Source organism: Nocardioides ferulae (assembly GCF_003660455.1).
GTDB classification, from domain to species: domain Bacteria; phylum Actinomycetota; class Actinomycetes; order Propionibacteriales; family Nocardioidaceae; genus Nocardioides; species Nocardioides ferulae.
In genome coordinates, this window is the sequence record NZ_QZVR01000008.1 from 113135 (window position 1) to 131048 (window position 17914).

The 17914-nt window shown below is 73.7% G+C and carries 17 protein-coding genes; 10 read left to right on the forward strand and 7 right to left on the reverse strand.

Features of this window, described 5'->3' with window-relative positions; translation table 11 throughout:
- Window positions 1–3: 3 nt before the first annotated feature.
- Window positions 4–792: an SDR family NAD(P)-dependent oxidoreductase gene (locus D6B71_RS11955; protein WP_121255316.1), complete on the reverse strand. Its 789-nt coding sequence runs from the start codon at window positions 790–792 to the stop codon at window positions 4–6.
- A gap of 61 nt (window positions 793–853) precedes the next feature.
- Here D6B71_RS11955 and D6B71_RS11960 point away from each other — a divergent pair, with 61 nt between their 5' ends.
- A complete protein-coding gene (locus tag D6B71_RS11960) occupies window positions 854–1663 on the forward strand; it encodes a ParA family protein (RefSeq protein ID WP_121255318.1) in 810 nt (269 codons plus the stop codon).
- A 4-nt stretch (window positions 1664–1667) separates the two neighbouring features.
- Window positions 1668–2378 carry a L,D-transpeptidase family protein gene (locus D6B71_RS11965; protein ID WP_126688254.1) on the forward strand — a complete coding sequence of 237 codons (711 nt, stop codon included), beginning with the start codon at window positions 1668–1670 and terminating at the stop codon, window positions 2376–2378.
- An 85-nt stretch (window positions 2379–2463) separates the two neighbouring features.
- Here the strand turns inward: D6B71_RS11965 and D6B71_RS11970 are convergent, their stop codons facing one another.
- Window positions 2464–4023, reverse strand: coding sequence for a DEAD/DEAH box helicase (locus tag D6B71_RS11970; protein WP_420846330.1), 1560 nt, complete (start codon window positions 4021–4023; stop codon window positions 2464–2466).
- Window positions 4024–4168: 145 nt separating this feature from the next.
- Between D6B71_RS11970 and D6B71_RS11975 the strand changes: the two genes are divergently transcribed.
- A complete protein-coding gene (locus D6B71_RS11975) occupies window positions 4169–4906 on the forward strand; it encodes a ferritin-like fold-containing protein (protein ID WP_121255324.1) in 738 nt (245 codons plus the stop codon).
- A gap of 106 nt (window positions 4907–5012) precedes the next feature.
- Window positions 5013–6977: a SpoIIE family protein phosphatase gene (locus D6B71_RS11980; RefSeq protein ID WP_164519633.1), complete on the forward strand. Its 1965-nt coding sequence runs from the start codon at window positions 5013–5015 to the stop codon at window positions 6975–6977.
- A 43-nt stretch (window positions 6978–7020) separates the two neighbouring features.
- Here D6B71_RS11980 and D6B71_RS11985 read toward each other — a convergent pair whose 3' ends face one another.
- Both D6B71_RS11985 and D6B71_RS11990 read right to left on the reverse strand, forming a co-directional pair.
- Window positions 7021–7242, reverse strand: coding sequence for a DUF3107 domain-containing protein (locus tag D6B71_RS11985; protein ID WP_121255328.1), 222 nt, complete (start codon window positions 7240–7242; stop codon window positions 7021–7023).
- Window positions 7243–7305: 63 nt separating this feature from the next.
- Window positions 7306–7893, reverse strand: coding sequence for a TetR/AcrR family transcriptional regulator (locus D6B71_RS11990; protein WP_121255546.1), 588 nt, complete (start codon window positions 7891–7893; stop codon window positions 7306–7308).
- A gap of 262 nt (window positions 7894–8155) precedes the next feature.
- Here D6B71_RS11990 and moeZ point away from each other — a divergent pair, with 262 nt between their 5' ends.
- From moeZ to D6B71_RS12015, 5 genes are all read left to right on the forward strand, one after another.
- Entirely contained in the window at window positions 8156–9364 is a 1209-nt protein-coding gene (gene moeZ, locus D6B71_RS11995; RefSeq protein WP_121255330.1) for an adenylyltransferase/sulfurtransferase MoeZ, read from the forward strand.
- A 147-nt stretch (window positions 9365–9511) separates the two neighbouring features.
- Window positions 9512–10411, forward strand: a complete 900-nt coding sequence (locus tag D6B71_RS12000; RefSeq protein WP_121255332.1) for a hypothetical protein — start codon at window positions 9512–9514, stop codon at window positions 10409–10411.
- Window positions 10412–10535: 124 nt separating this feature from the next.
- On the forward strand, window positions 10536–10886 hold the full coding sequence (locus tag D6B71_RS12005; RefSeq protein ID WP_240641353.1) for an MGMT family protein: 351 nt from the start codon (window positions 10536–10538) through the stop codon (window positions 10884–10886).
- 42 nt (window positions 10887–10928) lie between these two features.
- Complete coding sequence (locus D6B71_RS12010; RefSeq protein WP_121255336.1) at window positions 10929–11927, forward strand: ATP-binding cassette domain-containing protein; 999 nt, start codon at window positions 10929–10931, stop codon at window positions 11925–11927.
- Window positions 11927–12748 carry an ABC transporter permease gene (locus tag D6B71_RS12015; protein WP_121255338.1) on the forward strand — a complete coding sequence of 274 codons (822 nt, stop codon included), beginning with the start codon at window positions 11927–11929 and terminating at the stop codon, window positions 12746–12748. Before D6B71_RS12010 ends, D6B71_RS12015 begins: the two co-directional genes overlap by 1 nt.
- Window positions 12749–12756: 8 nt before the next feature.
- Here D6B71_RS12015 and D6B71_RS12020 read toward each other — a convergent pair whose 3' ends face one another.
- Genes D6B71_RS12020 through D6B71_RS23120 form a run of 3 tightly spaced genes read right to left on the reverse strand, consistent with a single transcriptional unit; the run spans window position 12757 to window position 16417 of the window.
- Window positions 12757–14184: a YlbE family protein gene (locus D6B71_RS12020; protein ID WP_121255340.1), complete on the reverse strand. Its 1428-nt coding sequence runs from the start codon at window positions 14182–14184 to the stop codon at window positions 12757–12759.
- Entirely contained in the window at window positions 14181–15695 is a 1515-nt protein-coding gene (locus D6B71_RS12025) for an FdrA family protein (RefSeq protein ID WP_121255342.1), read from the reverse strand. The genes D6B71_RS12020 and D6B71_RS12025 overlap by 4 nt, the downstream gene beginning before the upstream one ends.
- Window positions 15692–16417, reverse strand: coding sequence for an oxamate carbamoyltransferase subunit AllH family protein (locus tag D6B71_RS23120; protein WP_206051703.1), 726 nt, complete (start codon window positions 16415–16417; stop codon window positions 15692–15694). Before D6B71_RS23120 ends, D6B71_RS12025 begins: the two co-directional genes overlap by 4 nt.
- Before the next feature lie 74 nt (window positions 16418–16491).
- On the opposite strand from D6B71_RS23120, the gene D6B71_RS12040 reads away from it, so the two are divergent.
- A complete protein-coding gene (locus D6B71_RS12040; protein WP_121255347.1) occupies window positions 16492–17796 on the forward strand; it encodes a PucR family transcriptional regulator in 1305 nt (434 codons plus the stop codon).
- Window positions 17797–17914: the final 118 nt, after the last annotated feature.

A 17914-nucleotide genomic window follows, 5' to 3' on the forward strand; every position in this document is an offset into this window, starting at 1 on the left:
TGCCTACTTGCGGCCCAGCGACTGGAAGCGCTGCAGCACGCCGTTCGGCACCACCCGGGCCAGCGTGGTGACCGCCTTGTACTGCAGGCCGGGCACCGAGATCACCTTGCCCTTGGCGTGGTCGACCAGCGCCGCGGCGACGAGCTCGTCGGCGTCGAGCCACATGAACGACGGCGCCGAGTCGCGCCCGACCTCCATCCGCTCGTGGAACTCGGTCTTGGTGAACCCCGGGCACAGCGCGGTCACGGTCACGCCCTGCGAGCGGTACTCCTGCGCGGCCCATTCGCTGAAGCTGTTCACCCATGCCTTCGCCGCGCTGTAGGTGCCGCGGGGCAGGAAGGCCGCCACACTCGAGACGTTGATGACGCCACCGTGGCCGCGCTCGACCATGCCGCCGAGCGCGGCATGGGTCAGCCGCAGCACCGCGGTGACCAGCACCTCGAGCATCTGCGTCTCTGTGTCCACGTCGTTGTCGAGGAACCGGCCCTTGAGGCCGAACCCGGCGTTGTTCACCAGCAGCTCGACCGGGCGCTCCCGGACCGCCAACCGCTCCTCGACCCGGGCCAGCTGGTCCCGGTCGCCCAGATCCGCCGGCAGCACCTCGACCTCCACGGAGTACGCCGCGCGCAGCTGCCCGGCGACCTCCTCGAGCCGGGCGCGGTCCCGCGCGACCAGCACCAGGTCGTGGCCACGGGCCGCGAGCTGGTCGGCGAACGAGCGGCCGATGCCGGCCGTCGCGCCGGTCACCAGGGCAGCGGGGCGGGCGTTCGGGAGGGGCTCAGTAGAGGACATGACCGAAGTCAACCAGCCACCTGCGACCAACGCGGGCTCCTGTCCGGCATGATGGCAGGCGATGACCACCACGCTCGCGATCGCCAACCAGAAGGGCGGCGTCGCCAAGACCACCTCGGTGGCCTCGCTCGGTGCCGCGCTGGCCGAGCTCGGCCACCGGGTCCTGCTCGTCGACCTCGACCCCCAGGCGTGCCTGACCTTCTCGCTCGGCATCGACCCCGAGGACCTCGAGCTGTCGGTGCACCAGGTGCTCACCCAGGGGCTCGAGCCCACCGAGGCGATCATCGCCACCGACGACGGCGTCGACATCCTGCCCGCCACCATCGAGCTCGCCCGCGCCGAGGCCGAGCTGCTCACCCGCACCGGGCGCGAGCAGGTGCTCAAGTCGGCACTGGAGGATCTCGCCGAGGCCGCGGACCCGGCGTACGACTGGGTCCTGCTCGACTGTCCGCCGTCGCTGGGTGTGCTCACCGTGGCGGCGCTCACCGCTGCGCGCGCCGTCCTCGTGCCGCTGCAGTGCGAGACGCTCTCGCACCGCGGCGTCGGCCAGCTGCTCGACACCGTGCACGACGTCCGCCGGTTCACCAACCGCAAGCTCGAGGTGTGGGGCGTGCTGCCGACGCTCTTCGACGGCCGCACCAACCACGCGCGCACCGTGCTCGACACGATCTCGCAGACCTACGACCTCGACGTGATCGGCCCGCCGATCCCGAAGACGATCAAGTTCGCCGAGGCCCCGGCCGCCGGCCGCTCCATCCTGGCGACGAGCCGCAGCAGCAAGGGCGCGGTCGCCTACCGCGAGGTGGCCGCCAACCTGGTCGACCGCGCGGCCCGCAAGCCGGCCCGCGTCACCCGAGCCAAGAAGGCCTGAGCAGGTGAGCCGGCACCGGGCACAGGTGCGTCCGCGCTACGGGCGGATCGCGATGCTCTGCTCGTCGCTGGCCGTCACCACAATCGCCGTCCTGGGCGGCACCGGCATCATCCCGACCTCGCCCTCGGCGACCGCCGAGGGCGCCAACGCGGTGGGAGCGGTGGCCGGCGACGAGGCCGGCGCGGCCCCCGAGGCATCGCCGGAGTCGAGCGACCCGACTCCCGAGATCGACGGGGCGGTCGAGGAAGCCACCGACGGCCCGGCCGGCCAGAGCCGGTCCTCCACGATCCGGACCGACCCGTCCGACGACGTGGCGCTGCCCGCCGACTCCGGAACCGGGCGTCGCGTGGTCTTCAGCGAGGGCAGGCAGCGGGTCTGGCTGGTCGGGGCCGGTGACGAGGTGGAGCGCACCTACCTGGTGTCGGGGTCGATCTACGACAACCTCGACCCGGGCACCTACTCGGTCTACTCCCGCTCCGAGCACGCCTACGGCATCGACGACTCCGGCACGATGCGCTACTTCGTGCGGTTCACCCAGGGCGAGCGTGCGGCGATCGGCTTCCACGACATCCCGGTCGACGACGGGAAGCCGGTGCAGCGGCTCACCCAGCTCGGTACGCCGCTCTCGCACGGCTGCATCCGGCAGCGGCGCGCCGACGCGGTCGCCCTCTGGGAGTTCGCCCCCCTGGGCACCACGGTCGTGGTCACCGCCTGAGTCCGAGCTCGACGCGTTGCCGACGCGTCAGCCGTTCCGCGACACGCCGAGAAGCCGCGGGAATCGTTGACGCGTCGGCGTCGGATCAGTCGCCCGCGGGTGCGCTCGAGGAGTCGCTGCCGGAGCCGCCGGAGCGGCGGCGACGACGACGGCGGTTGCGGGACGGACCCGACTCGCCACCCTCCCCGGCGCCGTCGGCGGCCGGCCCGGTGGCGCCGGCGGTGGCGGGCGCCTTGTCGGCCGGCTGGTCGCCGGCGGGGCGGCCACCACGGGTGCGGCTGCGGTTGCGGTCGCGGCGCGGCCGGTCGCCGTCGCGCTGACGGGAGCGGTCCTCGCGGGGCTCCCGCGGCTCGCGCGGCTTCTCGGGCACGATCCGGCCCTTGGTGCCCGGCGGGATGCCCATGTCGTGGGCGAAGTGCTCGGAGGTCGAGTAGGTCTCCGGCGGGCTGTCGAAGGGCAGGTCGAGAGCCTTGTTGATCATCTTCCAGCGGTGCAGGTCGGCCCAGTCGACCAGGGTGACCGCCACGCCGGTGGCGCCCGCGCGGCCGGTGCGGCCGATCCGGTGGACGTAGGTCTTCTCGTCCTCGGGGCAGGTGTAGTTGACGACGTGGGAGACCCCGGCGACGTCGATGCCGCGCGCGGCGACGTCGGTGGCGACCAGCACCCGCAGCTTGTCCTCGCGGAACTTGGTCAGCGCCTTCTCGCGCGCCACCTGTGCCATGTCGCCGTGCAGCGGGCTGGCGTCGAAGCCGCGCTCGGTCAGGTCATCGGCCACCCGCTGCGCCTGCCGCTTGGTGCGCGTGAACACGATGATCTTGTCGGAGTCCTCGGCCTGCAGAATGCGGCCGATCATCTCCGCCTTGTCGAGGTCGTGGGCCTGGTAGATGAACTGCGCGGTGGCCGGCACCGTCGCGTTCTCGTACGACGACTCGGCACGGATGTTCATCGGGTGCCGCATGTGGGTGCGGGCCAACGACACGATCGCGGCCGGCATCGTCGCCGAGAACAGCATCGTCTGCCGGGTCTCGGGGGTCTTGGCGAGCAGTCGCTCCACGTCGGGCAGGAACCCGAGGTCGAGCATCTCGTCGGCCTCGTCGAGCACCAGCGCGTGCACGTGCGAGAGGTCGAGGGCCTTCCGGTTGGCCAGGTCGAGCAGCCGGCCCGGAGTGCCGACGACGATGTCGACGCCACTGGCCAGCGCGTCGAGCTGCGGCTCGTAGCCGACGCCGCCGTAGACGGTGAGGACCCGCATGCCGCGGTCGGCGCTGGCCAGCGCCAGGTCGCTGGAGACCTGGAGCGCGAGCTCGCGAGTCGGGGCCACGATCAGCGCCTGCGGCTTGCCCGGGGGCAGCTCGGCGTAGTCGGGGTCCTTGGGGGAGATGCTGCGCTGGATGACGGGGATGCCGAACGCCAGCGTCTTGCCGGTGCCGGTGCGGGCCTGCCCGATCAGGTCGGTGCCGAGCAGGGCGACCGAGAGGGTCATCTCCTGGATGGCGAAGGGGGTGGTGATGCCGCCGCGCTCGAGCGCGGTGCAAATCTCGGGGTGCACCCCGAGCTCTCGGAACGTGGTCAGTGCCTTGTCGCTTTCGTGAGGTCCAGCCGGAGTCAGCCGAATCGGATGTCGTCGAATGCGGCGGACTCGCAAGGCCGACCCCGGAGGGCGGCGCTCGCGCAGCGTCAGCCGCGCACATACGGGGCTCGCCGCAACGGCCTGGAAGTCCGGTCACGACCGGCTCACGAGCCGTCGCGGGCGTCGCCCTTGGGAGTCAGCCTATCGGTAGGCTCCACCCATGACCCCATCCTCGCCGGAGGCGACCTCGGACACCGTCCCGCAGCCCCGGGCCGCCGCCGAGCCCTGGGTCTCGGCCGACCCCGTCTACCGCGAGGCGGTCGTCGACCTGCTCGGCGTGATCGCCTACGGCGAGATCTCCGCCTTCGAACGGCTCGTGGAGGACGCCCGGCTCGCGCCGACCCTGCAGGACAAGGTGGCGATCGCGACGATGGCGACGGCCGAGTTCGGCAAGGTGGCCCGGCTCCACGAACGGATCGTCGCGCTGGGCGCCGACCCGTTCGAGGCGATGGCTCCCTTCCGGCCGGTCATCGACCTCTTCCACACCAACACCGCCCCGTCGGACTGGTACGAAGGGCTGGTCAAGGCCTTCGTCGGCGACGGGTTGGCCAACGACTTCTACCGCGAGATCGCCGCCTACCTCGACGCCGACACCCGCGACCTGGTGGTCTCCTCGCTGGAGGACAGCGGCCACGCCGCCTTCGCGGTCGACCGGGTGCGGGCCGCGATCGCCGCGGACCACCGGCTCGGAGGCCGGCTCGCGCTGTGGGGCCGCCGGTTCATGGGCGAGGCGCTGATCCAGGCACAGCGCGTGGCCGCGGACCGTGACGCGCTGTCGGCGCTGCTCTCCGGCGGCGTCGACCGTCCCGGTCTCGACCTCGCCGCGCTCGGCCGGATGTTCACCCGGCTGACCGAGCGGCACACCGAGCGGATGGCCGAGCTGGGGCTGGCCTCCTGACCGCGGGCCTCGTCCGGCGACCGGTGCCCGGAGTCATGCGATACCCGGCGACGGGTACCGACTGCTCGCCATGGGGGAGCCACCCCGACGTCGTAGGGGCTGGGAGGTGAGCGAGGTGCCGAGCGGCATGCCGGGACCCGCAGCAGGGCCGTTCGTCACCGCGTTCGAGCTGTCGCCGGAGGTCGTCGTGGTCACCGAGGGGCCCGAGCACCGGGTCGTCTCGGTCAACGAGGCCGGACGCCTCTTGCTGGGCGGAGAGTTCGAGGGGCGCCGGGTGGCCGCGGTGCTGGAGGGCCTGCCGCCCGAGGGCGTCGCCGCCTGGGCAGCCGCGCTGGCCGGCCACGTCCGGCGCGTCGACGGCTGGTGCCTGTCCCGGCGTGGTGGCGGCCCCGAGGTCTGGTTCGACGCCCAGGTGGCACCGTGGCACGACCCCGACGGTCAGGTACGCGGCGTGGTCGCGCACCTGCAGGACGTCACCGAGCGCGTGCACCAGCACCAGTTCGCCGAGGCCCGCGACCACGACATGACGACCGCGCTGCAGGAGATCGTGCTGCCGCAGGACCTCCCGGTGGTGCCCGGCGTCGAGCTGGCGGCGGCGTACCTCCTCGCGGCGCCGGGGGTCGGCGTCGGTGGCGACTGGTTCGACGTGGTGCCCGGGGCCGACGGCGTGAGCCTCGTGGTGGGCGACGTGGTCGGTCGCGGGCTCGGTGCGGCGGCGGCGATGGCCGCGGTCCGGGCGGTGCTGCGGGCGCGTCTGGCCGCGGGCGCCGACCCCGAGGAGGCACTGCGCTCGGCGGACGCGTTCGCCCGGGGCTACCCCGACGCGGTGGGCACCACCGTCTGCGTGGCCCAGGTCGAGCACGGGTCCGGCCGGGTGCGCTACTGCACCGCCGGACACCCGCCGCCGCTGACGGCGGCGCCCGGCGGCACCGCGCACTACCTGCCCCGCAGCGGCGCCGGCCCGCTGGGCACCGGCCCCGCGGGCACGCCCTGCGAGGTCGCCGAGCACCGGCTCGGCGACGACGAGATGCTGCTCCTCTACACCGACGGTGCGGTCGAGCGACCGAGCCGCTCCACGAGCCAGAACACCCTCGACCTGGCGGACCTGGTGTCCCGGGCGGTGGCGGGGCCGGCCGATCCGGACCAGGCGCTGGCCGGCACCCTGTGCGACGACGTCCTCGCCCGGCTGGTGCGCTGGACCGGATCCGGCGACGACATCGCGCTGCTCGCCGCGCAGCGGGTGCCCGAGCCGGCCCGGCTGTCGGTGTCGCTGCCCGCGGAGCCGGGCGCGGTTCGCGCGGTCCGGAGGGCGCTGGGCGAGTGGTTGGCCCCGCTCGCGGTCCGTGACCTCGACGAGATGGCCGTCCAGCACGCGTTGGGCGAGGTGGTCGCGAACGCCGTGGTCCACGGCACCCCCGAGGGCCGCACCACCGACGCCGACCCGCCGGCCGAGATCAGCGTCGAGGGCCGGCTCGGGCGAGACGGGCGCCTGGTCGTCTCGGTCGCCGACACCGGCGTCTGGGTCGAGGCGGCACCGGGCCACCGCGGCCGAGGGCTCGGTCTGGCCCGAGGCTTCACCGAGCGGGTCACCATCGAGCGTGGACGCCCCGGCGCGGAGGGCACCACCGTCACCCTCGAGCTCCCGCTGAGCCGGGCGGCCCAGCTCTTCGAGAGCAGCGTCGACGAGCGGGTCGGCGCACCGGAGTCGGCGCAGGCCGACGACCTGCTCCTCGACGACGACGGCAGCGACGTGCTGGTGGTGGCCGGCGCGGTCGACCTGACCAGTGCCGAGCACCTCCACAGTGCCCTGCTGCGCCGCTCCGTGGGCGGCACGGCACCGCTCACCGTCGACCTGACCGGTGTCGGCTTCCTCGGCAGCGTCGGCGTACGCGTGCTGTTCGAGGCGCTGGCCTGGGGGTCGGCCGAGTCGCCGGGGTCACCGGCGGACGAGACCGCCGCCGGCATCCAGCTGGTCGCGGCCCCCGGCTCCGCCGCACAGCACGTGCTGGAGACCGTCGGGCTGCCCTACCGGAGCTCGGTGGTCGACGACCTCTCCGACTTCGAGTGGTGACCGAGCGGCCACCCGGCGGACCGGGGTGGTGCCGGCCGACCGATCAGCTGCGGAAGCCGACCTGCCCCACGATGCTGCCGCCGATCTCCACGTAGGCGACCTTGCTGCCGGGCACGAGCACCTGGCGGCCCTTGTGGTCGGTCAGCGTGAGCACGGTGCCGGCCGAGACCGCCTCGGCGACCCGCTCGGCCACCTTCTCGGTGCTCTCGTCGGTGTCCACGACCACCTCGCGCGGTGCGTGCTGGATGCCGATCTTGACCTCCACGGGTCCTCCTTCAGTGGTTCGTGCGTTCGAGGCGCCGGGCCGAGCCGCAGCGCCGGTTGCGGATCAGTGCTCGTCGGCCTTCGGGTAGCCGCGGATGCCCCGCCAGGCCAGCCCGGCGACCAGGGCCGCGGCGTCGTCACGGTCGATGCCGCCCGCGTCCGAGAGCCAGAACCGCGCGCTCACCTGAGCCATTCCCACCAGCGAGACCGCGAGCAGCCGGGAGGCCGCGTCGGGCAGCCCGGTGTCGTCGCGGATCACGTCGGCGATCATCGCCGCGCACTCGGTGGTCACCCTGTCGACGTGCTCGCGCACCGCCGGCTCGTTGGTGAGGTCGGACTCGAAGACCAGCCGGAACGCACCGGTGTCGTGGGCGACGTACTCGTAGAAGGCGTCGATGGTGGCCGCGACCCGCTGCTTGTTGTCGCTGGTCGAGGCCAGGGCGTCGCGGCAGTTGTCGATGATCGTGTCGCAGGAGGCGTCGAGCAGGGCGAGGTAGAGGTCCAGCTTGCCGGGGAAGTGCTGGTAGAGCACCGGCTTGGAGACGCCGGCCCGGTCGGCGATGTCGTCCATGGCCGCGGAGTGGTAGCCCTGCGCGACGAAGACCTCCAGCGCCGACGACAGCAGCTGGGCGCGGCGCTCCCGGCGGGGCATCCGCCCGCCGCGGGGGCGTCCCTCCACGTCGTACTGCGCAGCCACCCGGTGCTCCTGCCTGTCGGATCCGCGAACGTGTCCCGGGGGTGCTCCTGTATGTGCCGCCCGGGGGTCGTGCGAGCCGTGAGCCTACCCGTCAGTCGGGTCCGGATGACGGGACGGGTCTCAAGGCGATCCGGCGCGTCGGGCGACCATGGGGGAACACGGTGGCCGGCCGCGAGGTTGTGGCGGCGTCCACCGACAACCGACGAGGAGCGTTGCCGTGCCTTTCCCCCCGCTCGTGGAGCCCGCTGACGGGCTCAGCATCGACGAGGTCCGCCGGTACAGCCGGCACCTGATCATCCCGGACGTCGGCATGACCGGCCAGAAGCGGCTGAAGAACGCCAAGGTCCTGGTCATCGGCGCCGGCGGTCTCGGCAGCCCGGCCCTGCTCTACCTCGCAGCGGCCGGCGTCGGCACGATCGGCATCGCGGAGTTCGACGAGGTCGACGAGTCCAACCTGCAGCGGCAGGTCATCCACGGCCAGTCCGACGTCGGCAAGGCCAAGGCGCTCTCGGCGAAGGAGTCGATCGCCGAGACCAACCCGTACGTCGAGGTGGTGCTGCACGAGCAGCGGCTCGACAACGACAACGTGATGGACGTCTTCACCGGCTACGACCTGATCGTCGACGGCACCGACAACTTCGCGACCCGCTACATGGTCAACGACGCCGCCTTCTTCCTCGGCATCCCCTACGTCTGGGGCTCGATCTACCGCTTCGACGGCCAGGCCTCGGTGTTCGCGCCCTCCCTGTCCGAGGAGGCTCCCTGCTACCGCTGCCTCTACCCCGAGCCGCCGCCGCCCGGCATGGTCCCCTCCTGCGCGGAGGGCGGCGTGCTCGGCGTGCTGTGCGCCTCGATCGGGGCGATCCAGGGCACCGAGGCGATCAAGCTGCTCACCGGCATCGGCGAGCCGCTGGTCGGCCGGCTGATGATCTACGACGCCCTCGAGATGGAGTACCGCAAGCTCCGCGTCCGCAAGGACCCCAACTGCGCGCTGTGCGGGGAGAACCCCACCGTCACCGGGCTGATCGACTACGAGACCTTCTGTGGTGCGGTCTCCGAGGAGGCCGCCGACGCGGCCGCCGGGGCCACGATCTCGGTGACCAGCCTCGAGCACATGCTCAAGGAGCGTGAGGAGGGCTCGCGCGACTTCGTTCTCGTCGACGTGCGCGAGCCGAACGAGTTCGAGATCAACCGCATCCCCGGGTCGGTGCTGATCCCGAAGGGTGAGTTCCTCAACGGCAACGCGCTCGAGCAGCTGCCCTCGGTCGACTCCGGCACTCAGGTGGTGCTGCACTGCAAGAGCGGGGTGCGCTCGGCCGAGGCGCTGGCGGTGCTCAAGGGCGCCGGCTACGACGATGCCGTGCACGTCGGTGGCGGCGTGGTGGCCTGGGTCAACCAGATCGACCCCAGCCAGCCGGCGTACTGAGTCTGTCGCGCTGACGGGGTGCCTTCCCCACCTGACCCGTTCGGGCTACTCGCACGTAACCCGGACGGGTCAGGTGTCGTTGTGCGTGCTGTCACCCTCAGCTCGCCCGACACCTCTGCGGGCGTCTCTTCCGGAAGGCACCAGCACATGCAGCTCACCGCCCTCACCCGTCGGTCCCGGCGCGGGAAGACCCTCGCGGCCCTTGCCGGCAGCACCGTCCTCGCGGCTGCCTTCGTGGCCTCCGCGCCCGCGGCCGGCGCGGCGCAGACGACCGTCGCCTGGGCTCCGGCCGACGAGGCCGCGATCCACCCCGGCGTCCAGATGTACACCGGCGGTGCCCAGTGCACCGCGAACTTCGTGTTCAGCGACGCCGCGTCCAACGTCTACGTCGGCTATGCCGCGCACTGCGCCGGCACCGGCGAGGCGACCGACACCAACGGCTGCGCGGTCGAGTCCCTGCCGCTGGGCACCAAGGTCACCTTCAACGAGGGCGGCAGCCTGATCTCCGAGGGCACCCAGGTCGGCAGCGGCACGCTGGTCTACTCCTCGTGGGAGGCGATGGGCCGGGTCGGCACCACCGACGCGAACACCTGCGCCTACAACGACTTCGCGCTGGTCAAGGTCGACGCAGCCGACGTGGCCAAGGTCAACCCGAGCGTGCCGTTCTTCGGCGGCCCGGTCGGCATCGACACCGACGGCACCAAGCTGGGCGACAAGCTCTACAGCTACGGCAACTCCAGCCTGCGCGGCGGCATCGAGCTGCTCTCGCCGAAGTTCGGCACCAGCCTCGGCGACAACGCGGCCGACGGCGGCTGGTCGCACCCGCTCTACACCCTGACCCCGGGCGTGCCCGGTGACTCCGGCTCCGGGTTCCTGTCCGCCGACGGCTCCGCGGTCGGCACGCTGTCGACGCTGGGCCTGGCGCCGCTGCCGCTGTCGAACAACATCGGCGACCTCGCCCACGAGCTGGCCTTCGCCCAGCAGCACTCGGGCATCTCCGGGCTGCAGCTGGTCAACGGCACCGAGCCGTTCTCGCCGATCCTCTGATCCGCCCGACCCGGCCCTGACACACACCCGGCGGCCCCCTCCCACACGGGAGGGGGCCGCCGGCGTTCCCGGGGGTGGAGCCTCCCGGTGGTCGGGCGTGCCGAGACCCCGTAGGTTGCCGAGCGTGGAGCGTGGAGTGGACCCCGTCGAGCCCGACGCCCGAGCCCGCGCGTGGGAGGAGTTCGTCGAGGCCGTGCTGAGCTGCGTCGAGCAGGTGCCGCCGGGCCGGGTCACCACCTACGGCGCGATCGCCGACGCGGTCGGTCGGCACGGCCCCCGCCGGGTCGGCAACGTGATGTCGCGTCACGGCGGGGCGGTGCCGTGGTGGCGGGTGGTGCGTGCCGACGGGACGCTGCCGGCCTGCCACGACGGCGAGGCCCGCCAGCACCACCTCGAGGAGGGCACCCCGCTGCGCCGCTCCGGGAAGGTCGACCTGCCCGCCGCGTTCTTCCAGCCCGAGTCGGGACCCGCCTAAAGTCGCTGGTGCGCTGTCGGCGGTCTGCGCCACAGTGAGGGCATGCCCACCGCGATCCGTGCCACCGGCCTGGTGAAGACCTACGGCGAGGTGGTCGCGCTCGACAAGCTCGACCTCGAGGTCGAGGAGGGCACGGTGATGGGGCTGCTCGGCCCCAACGGCGCCGGCAAGACCACCGCGGTCCGGGTGCTGACCACGCTGCTGCGACCCGATGCGGGGGCGGCTGAGGTGGCCGGGGTCGACGTGCTGCGCTCTCCGCAGGAGCTGCGCCGCCGCATCGGCGTGTCAGGTCAGTACGCCGCCGTCGACGAGCACCTCACCGGCTTCGAGAACCTCGACATGGTGGGCCGCCTCTACCACCTGGGCGCGAAGGCCAGCCGGGCCCGGGCCCACGAGCTGCTCGCGCAGTTCGACCTGACCGAGGCGGCCGACCGCACCGTGAAGGGCTACTCCGGCGGCATGCGCCGTCGGCTCGACCTCGCCGGCGCCCTGGTCGCGCGCCCCCCGGTGCTCTTCCTCGACGAGCCCACCACGGGCCTCGACCCGCGCAGCCGGCTCGGCATGTGGGATGTCATCGAGGGCCTGGTCCGCGGGGGCACCACGCTGCTGCTCACCACGCAGTACCTCGAGGAGGCCGACCGGCTGGCCGACCGGATCGCGGTGATCGACCACGGCCGGGTGATCGCGCTGGGCACCGCCGACCAGCTCAAGGCCCAGGTGGGCGGTGAGCGGGTCGAGGTGGTGCTCGGCGACCCCGCCCAGCTCCCGACCGCCCTGGAGCACACCCGCGGGTTCGGCCTGGCCGAGGCGAGCGTCGACGAGCGCGACCGTCGGCTCACCGTGCCGGTCGACGGGGGCTCCGAGGACCTCGTCGAGCTGCTGACCCGGCTGCACCGCGGCGGCGTCGCCGTCAGCGAGGCGGGCCTGCGCCGGCCGACGCTCGACGACGTGTTCCTCACCCTCACCGGGCACGCGGCCGAGGGCGTCCCCGGCCCGGCCTCCGGCTCGACGGCCGACGTCTCGCAGGAGGGAGTGGCCTGATGCCCGACTCGAGGAACGCGCTGGCCGAGGCCGTGGGCGACGCCACGGTGATCACCCGGCGCAACCTGCGCAAGATCGTGCGTGTGCCCGACCTGCTGGTCTTCACGACGCTCTCGCCGATCATGTTCGTGCTGCTGTTCGCCTACGTCTTCGGCAACGCGATCGGCACCCAGGGCACCGGGGTCGACTACAAGGAGTTCCTGGTGGCGGGCGTCTTCGCCCAGACCGTGGTGTTCGGGGCCACGTTCACCGGCTACAGCCTGGCCGAGGACCTGCAGAAGGGCATCATCGACCGGTTCCGTTCGCTGCCGATGTCGCCGTCCTCGGTGGTGGTGGGGCGCACCGTCTCCGACATCGGCATCAACGTGATCAGCCTGGTGGTGATGGCGCTGACCGGGCTGCTCGTCGGCTGGCGCATCCGCACCTCGGTGCTCGAGGCGCTCGGTGGCTTCCTGGTGCTGCTGGCCTTCGCGTTCGCGATCTCGTGGATCATGGCCGCGGTGGGTCTGGTGGTGCGCACCCCCGAGGTGGTCAACAACGCCTCGTTCATGGTGATCTTCCCGCTGACGTTCATCGCCAACACCTTCGTGGCGATCGACAGCCTGCCCGGACCGCTGGCGACGTTCGCCAACTGGAACCCGGTCTCCTCGGTCACCCAGGCCGCCCGCGAGCTGTTCGGCAACACCCATCCCAGCGCGCCGCCCCCCGACGTCTGGGCGCTGCAGCACCCGGTGGCCTACACCCTGCTGTGGGTAGTGCTGATCCTGCTGGTGTTCGTGCCGCTCTCGATCCGGCTCTACCGGCACGCGGCCAGCAGGTAGCCCTCGCGCTAGCGGCCCCCGGCCAGCTCGGCGAGCCGGGCCAGGGCCTTCGGGAAGATCTCGGCGGGCGGGGTGACCAGCCCGGCGCCGACCTGGCCGACGCCGGCCTGCTTGCCGGCCATGCCGGTGTTGATCTGGGGCAGGATGCCGGTGCGGCAGACCCGGGTGACGTCGATGCCGGTGGGCACGCCCTGGAACTCCAGCACCGGGACCGTCCAGCGCGGGTTCTCCCCGAGGGTGATCTCGTGCATCCGTCGGGTGGTGGCGAGCGCGTCGGGCACCGAGCCGCCGACGAAGCGCACGATCGCCGGGGCCGTGGCCATCGCGAACCCGCCGATGCCGGCGGTCTCGGTGATCGCCGAGTCGCCGATGTCGGGGTTGGCGTCGTCGGGACCGTAGGAGCCGAGGTACAGCCCGTCGGCCAGCTGGGCGGGGCCGGTGAACCACTCGTCGCCGGTGCCGGCGACCTGGATGCCGAAGTCGGTGCCGTTGCGCGCCATCGCCACGACCATGGTCGACCCGTCGATCCCCCGAGCGGCGTCCAGCGCCAGCTTGCAGGCCGGCATCGCGAGGTTGAGGAAGAAGTGGTCGTTGCCACCGACGAAGCGCATCGCCTCGGCGACGTCGCTCGGGTCGAGGCCCGCGGGTCCGGCACTGGTGACCATCGCCGGCGCAAGGTCGCGCAGCAGCATCAAGGTGCCGGCACGGTTGCGGTTGTGGGCCTCGTCGCCCATCTGCAGCATCTGGGTGAGGATGCCGGTGATGTCGAGGACGCCGCCGGCGTCGCGGACGGAGCGCACCGCGGCCTGCAGCAGCGGGCCGAGCACCTCGCCCATCCAGCGCAGCCGGGTCAGCACCTCGGGGGAGTAGGCGCCGTAGCGGAGCACCTTGCCCAGCCCCTCGTTGAGGGTGCAGTGCGTGCGCCGGCCGGTGGCCGGGTCCTCGAGCACGAACACCCACATCGACGGGGTCACCACGCCGGCCATCGGCCCCACCGCACCGCGGTGGTGGCACGGCTCGAGCGAGACGCCGCTGCCCGCCTCGAACAGCGCGGCGGCGTCCTCGGGGTCGCCGACCAGGCCCTCGAGAGCGGCCCCGCCCATCAGGGCGCCGCGCATCGGTCCGGAGGCCCGCTCCCAGGCGATCGGCGGCCCGGCGTGCAGGAACTGTCCGCGCTGGAGGTCGAGCGCGTCGGCGGCCGGGACGACGTCGACCAGGTGGGCGGTGACGCCCAACACGGCTTCGACCGCGCGGGCGTTCGCGTCGCGGCGCCGTGGGTCGCCCGCGACCGTCGCCAGGTCGGCCTCGGTGCCGGGCATCGGCGGACGCCAGTCGACCCGGGTGACCGGCACCGCCTGCGCGGCGACGGCGTCGGCCAGCAGGTCGGCTCCGGAAGCGATCACCTCGGAGGGCGACGGGGTCGGGTGGGCGGTCATGCGACACCTCCGGTGGGCAGCAGGGCGACGGCCCGGCGGGCGGCGCCGGCGGTGGACAGGTGGACCTCTGCCCCGGCTTCGACGAGCGCGGCGACCTGACGGTCCCGGCCCTGCGGGTCGGCGGCGGTGCCGACCACGCTGACCACCACCGGCCGGCGCACCTCGCGCAGGGCGGGGGCGAGCAGGGCGGGGGCGAGCAGGGCGGCCGGATCCGGCTCGGCCCCGTGGCCGAGGACGACGTCGAGCAGCAGCACGGCGGTGTCGGGGTCGGCGGCCGCCCGGGCGAGGTGCTCCAGGCGGAGCGTCGGGTCGATCATCGGGTGCGCCCGGCCGGCGGTGAGGGCGTCGTCGCCGAAGTCGACCATCGTGTGGCCGTCATGGTGCAGGTCGGGTCCGAGCGCGAGGTCGGGTGAGAGCGGGATGTTCGACCGGATCGGGCCCACGGCCTGCCCGGCCACCAGCATCGCCTCGTCGCACAGGGTGCCCCCGACGAAGAGCCCGCGCAGGAAGCGCCCGCTGCTCGCCGGCGACGCGGTGCCGGCGACCGGCCACGACGGCACGGACCGGCCCAGCCGGGCCAGCACCTGCTCGGCGGCCGCGGTCAGGTCCGGCAGCCCCGGCCCGAGCAGCGCCTGCACGACCGGTGTGGCCAGCGTCGCGGCGTACTCCCCGATGTCGTCGGCGACCTGCTCGGCCGGCGGCTTGGAGACCAGCACGATCAGCTCGACGGCCGGGTCCTGGTCGAGACGGCGCAGCGCCTCCCGGGTCGAGAGCCCGCCGACCGCCTCGGACAGGTCGCGGCCCCCGACGCCGAGCGCCGAGGAGACCCCGACGCCGGCGTGGTCGAGGAGGGCGAGCAGCTGCTGGCAGCCGGTGCCGGAGGCGGCGACCAGCCCGACCGGCCCGGGCGCGACCGCGTTGGCGAAGCCGAGCCCGAGGCCGCCGACGACGGCGGTGCCGCAGTCGGGGCCCATCACCAGCAGCCCGCGCTCGGCTGCGGTGCGCTTGAGGTGGATCTCCTGCTCGAGCGGCACGTTGTCGCTGAAGACCATGACGTCGAAGCCGGCGTCGAGGGCGTCCATCGCCTCGACGAAGGCCGAGCCGCCCGGCACCGACACCAGCGCGACGCCGCCGGGCGGAGCGCCGCGGAGCGCGGCTCCGGTGGTGCGGGGGGCGGCGACGGCGCCGGTCTCGGCCGGGCCGCGGGAGGCCTGCGCGAGCGCCGCGTCGACCGCGGCGAGCGCCGCCGCCAGCGGCCCGTCGGATTCGTCGACGAGGCGGATCGCGACCACCATGTCGTTCGGCGTCGCGTCGGCCGGCACGGCGAACCCCATGCCGGTCAACACCTCGACGTTGAGCGGCGTGGCCATCGCGACCTGGGCGGCGGCGACGCCGGGCACCTGCTGCACGCTGCGGCTGACCTGCAGCAGCGTCACCGAGTCGGCGTAGGCGCCGGGGCGCACCTCGACGTGCGCGCCGGTGGGCGCGGGCGTGGTCGGCTTCACGGTCATGCGGGCTCTCCGATCCGATCCAGATGACGGGTGCGGGCAAGCTCGCCCAGCGCCCGGCGGGCGCCGGCGAGCAGGCCGGCGCCCGAGCTGTGTCCGACGGCGGTCAGGTCGGCGGCACGCGCTGTCTCGCCGGCGCCGCCGAGCGCGGAGACGTACGCCGCGAACTGCGGCACCACCTCGCCGCGCAGCGCGCAGTCGAGCAGCGTCGCCGAGAGCAGGGTGGTGCGGGGGAGCAGGGCGGTGACCGCGGCGTCGACGTCGGGGGTGGGGACGCCCGCCGCGCGGTGCACCGCCAGCCACCCGCACAGCATGTCGTCGCCGTAGGGGGTGAGGCCGTCACCGCGGCCCACCAGCCCGGTGACCTCGTGGGCTCCCAGCGGATCGCCGGAAGCGGCCTCGGCAGCCGGCCACGCGGCCGGCAGCCGGGGGACCTCGACGTCGAGCAGCCGGCCGACGCCGAGTGGGACGCCGTCGACCTCGAGCCGGCCGGCGACCACCCGGGCCTCGAGTCCGGGGAACGGGAGCCGGTCGCCCACGACCCGCAGCGCGCACGGCACGCCCACGGCACTGTCGGCGACCACCCCGACGCAGAGTCCGCCGACCTCGACGTAGACCGCGGTGGTGCCGCGATGCACGACCGGAACCGGGCCGTCGGCGGCGCTCGCCAACCGCGCCTGCACCCGTGGAGGTGCGCTCGCGGGGACGACCGACTCGAGGCGCACGCCACGACGCTAGTCGAGGGCGCTAGCGTGTGCCGATGTGAGGTTGTGCCAACGGCCCCGGGGAGTGAACGCAGATGTTGCCAACCGATGAGCTGGTCCGCGAGCAGGTGGCCAGTGCGGCGCTGGCGCGCGTCGACGCCCTGCACACCGGCCTCACCCAGATCGTGCTCGAGGGCGGCGACCTCACCGGCATCGCCGCGGAGGTCTCGCGGGTGCTGGGCGTGGGCGTGCTGGTGACCTCCACCGACGGGCGTGAGCGGGCCGCGGCGCTGCCGGACTCGCTGCGCACCCTGCTCGCCGAGGCTGGCCTGGTCGACCACACCGGCCGGGTCCGGGTGGAGCGGATCGGCCTCGACGCCCCCGCGCAGCTCGGCGCCGACCGCGGTGGCGAGGTGCGCGGACTCAGGGTCGCCGCCGGCGGCACCGACCTGGCCCGGCTGATCTGCCTGCGGCCGGCCGCGCCGCTGACCGCCGACGACGTGCACGCCCTCGAGCGGGCCGCCACGGTCGCCGCGCTGCTGATCACCCGCGAGCAGGCGGTCGCCGCGGTCGAGACCAAGTACCAAGGCGACTTCCTGCGCGAGCTGTTCCTGCGCCGGGCCGGCGGGCCCGAGGTCGACCCCGACTACGTCGCCGAGCACGCCGACACCTTCGGCTGGGACCTCCACCGCCCCGTCGTGGTCGTGGTCGCCGAGCTCGACCCCCCCGGCGCCGAGCAGCAGCCGGTGTCGCGAGCGACCCGGCGCCGCTGGCAGGAGCGGTTCTCCGCGGCGTGGCGCCAGGTCTCGGCCGGTCTCGACGAGCGGGTGCCGAGCGTCGACTTCTCCTCCGAGGTGGTCACGCTCCTCCCGGTCGGCCCCGACGACCACGACCCGGTCGCCGGCGCGGACGTCGTACGCCGCGTGGTCACCGCGGTCGCCGGCGACAAGGGCGGCGGGCGCCGGCCGTTCTCGGTGGGGGTGAGCCGGGTCGCGGAGTCCCTCGACGCCCTGCCCGAGGCCTACGCCCAGGCGCGCCGGGCGGTCGAGGTGGGCCACCGGGTGCACGGGGCCGGGTCGACCACGTTCTTCGACCAGCTGGGCCTGCACCGGCTGATCGCCCTGGTGCCCGACACCGACGAGCTGCGTGCCTTCGCCCGCGACGTGCTCGGCCCGCTGGCCGCCGGCACCCCCGAGGCGGTCGACCTGCGCGAGACGCTCCAGGTGCTGCTCGACACCAACTTCAACGTGGCCGAGGCGGCGCGCTCGCAGTTCTTCCACTACAACACGATGCGCTACCGGGTGAGCAAGCTGGAGCGGCTGCTCGGTCCGCTCTCCTCCGACCCCCACCTGCGCCTCGACGTGGCGGTGGCGCTGCGGGTGCTCGAGATCACCGGCTGAGCGGGCGCGAAATGCCCGCGACACAGACCCGAGACCGAGCCGACACGCCCGGGCGCGGGGGCGGCGGCGCGCCGACAACTGGTGCCATCGCCCCCGGCGTTCCTTCGGCACAAGTCGC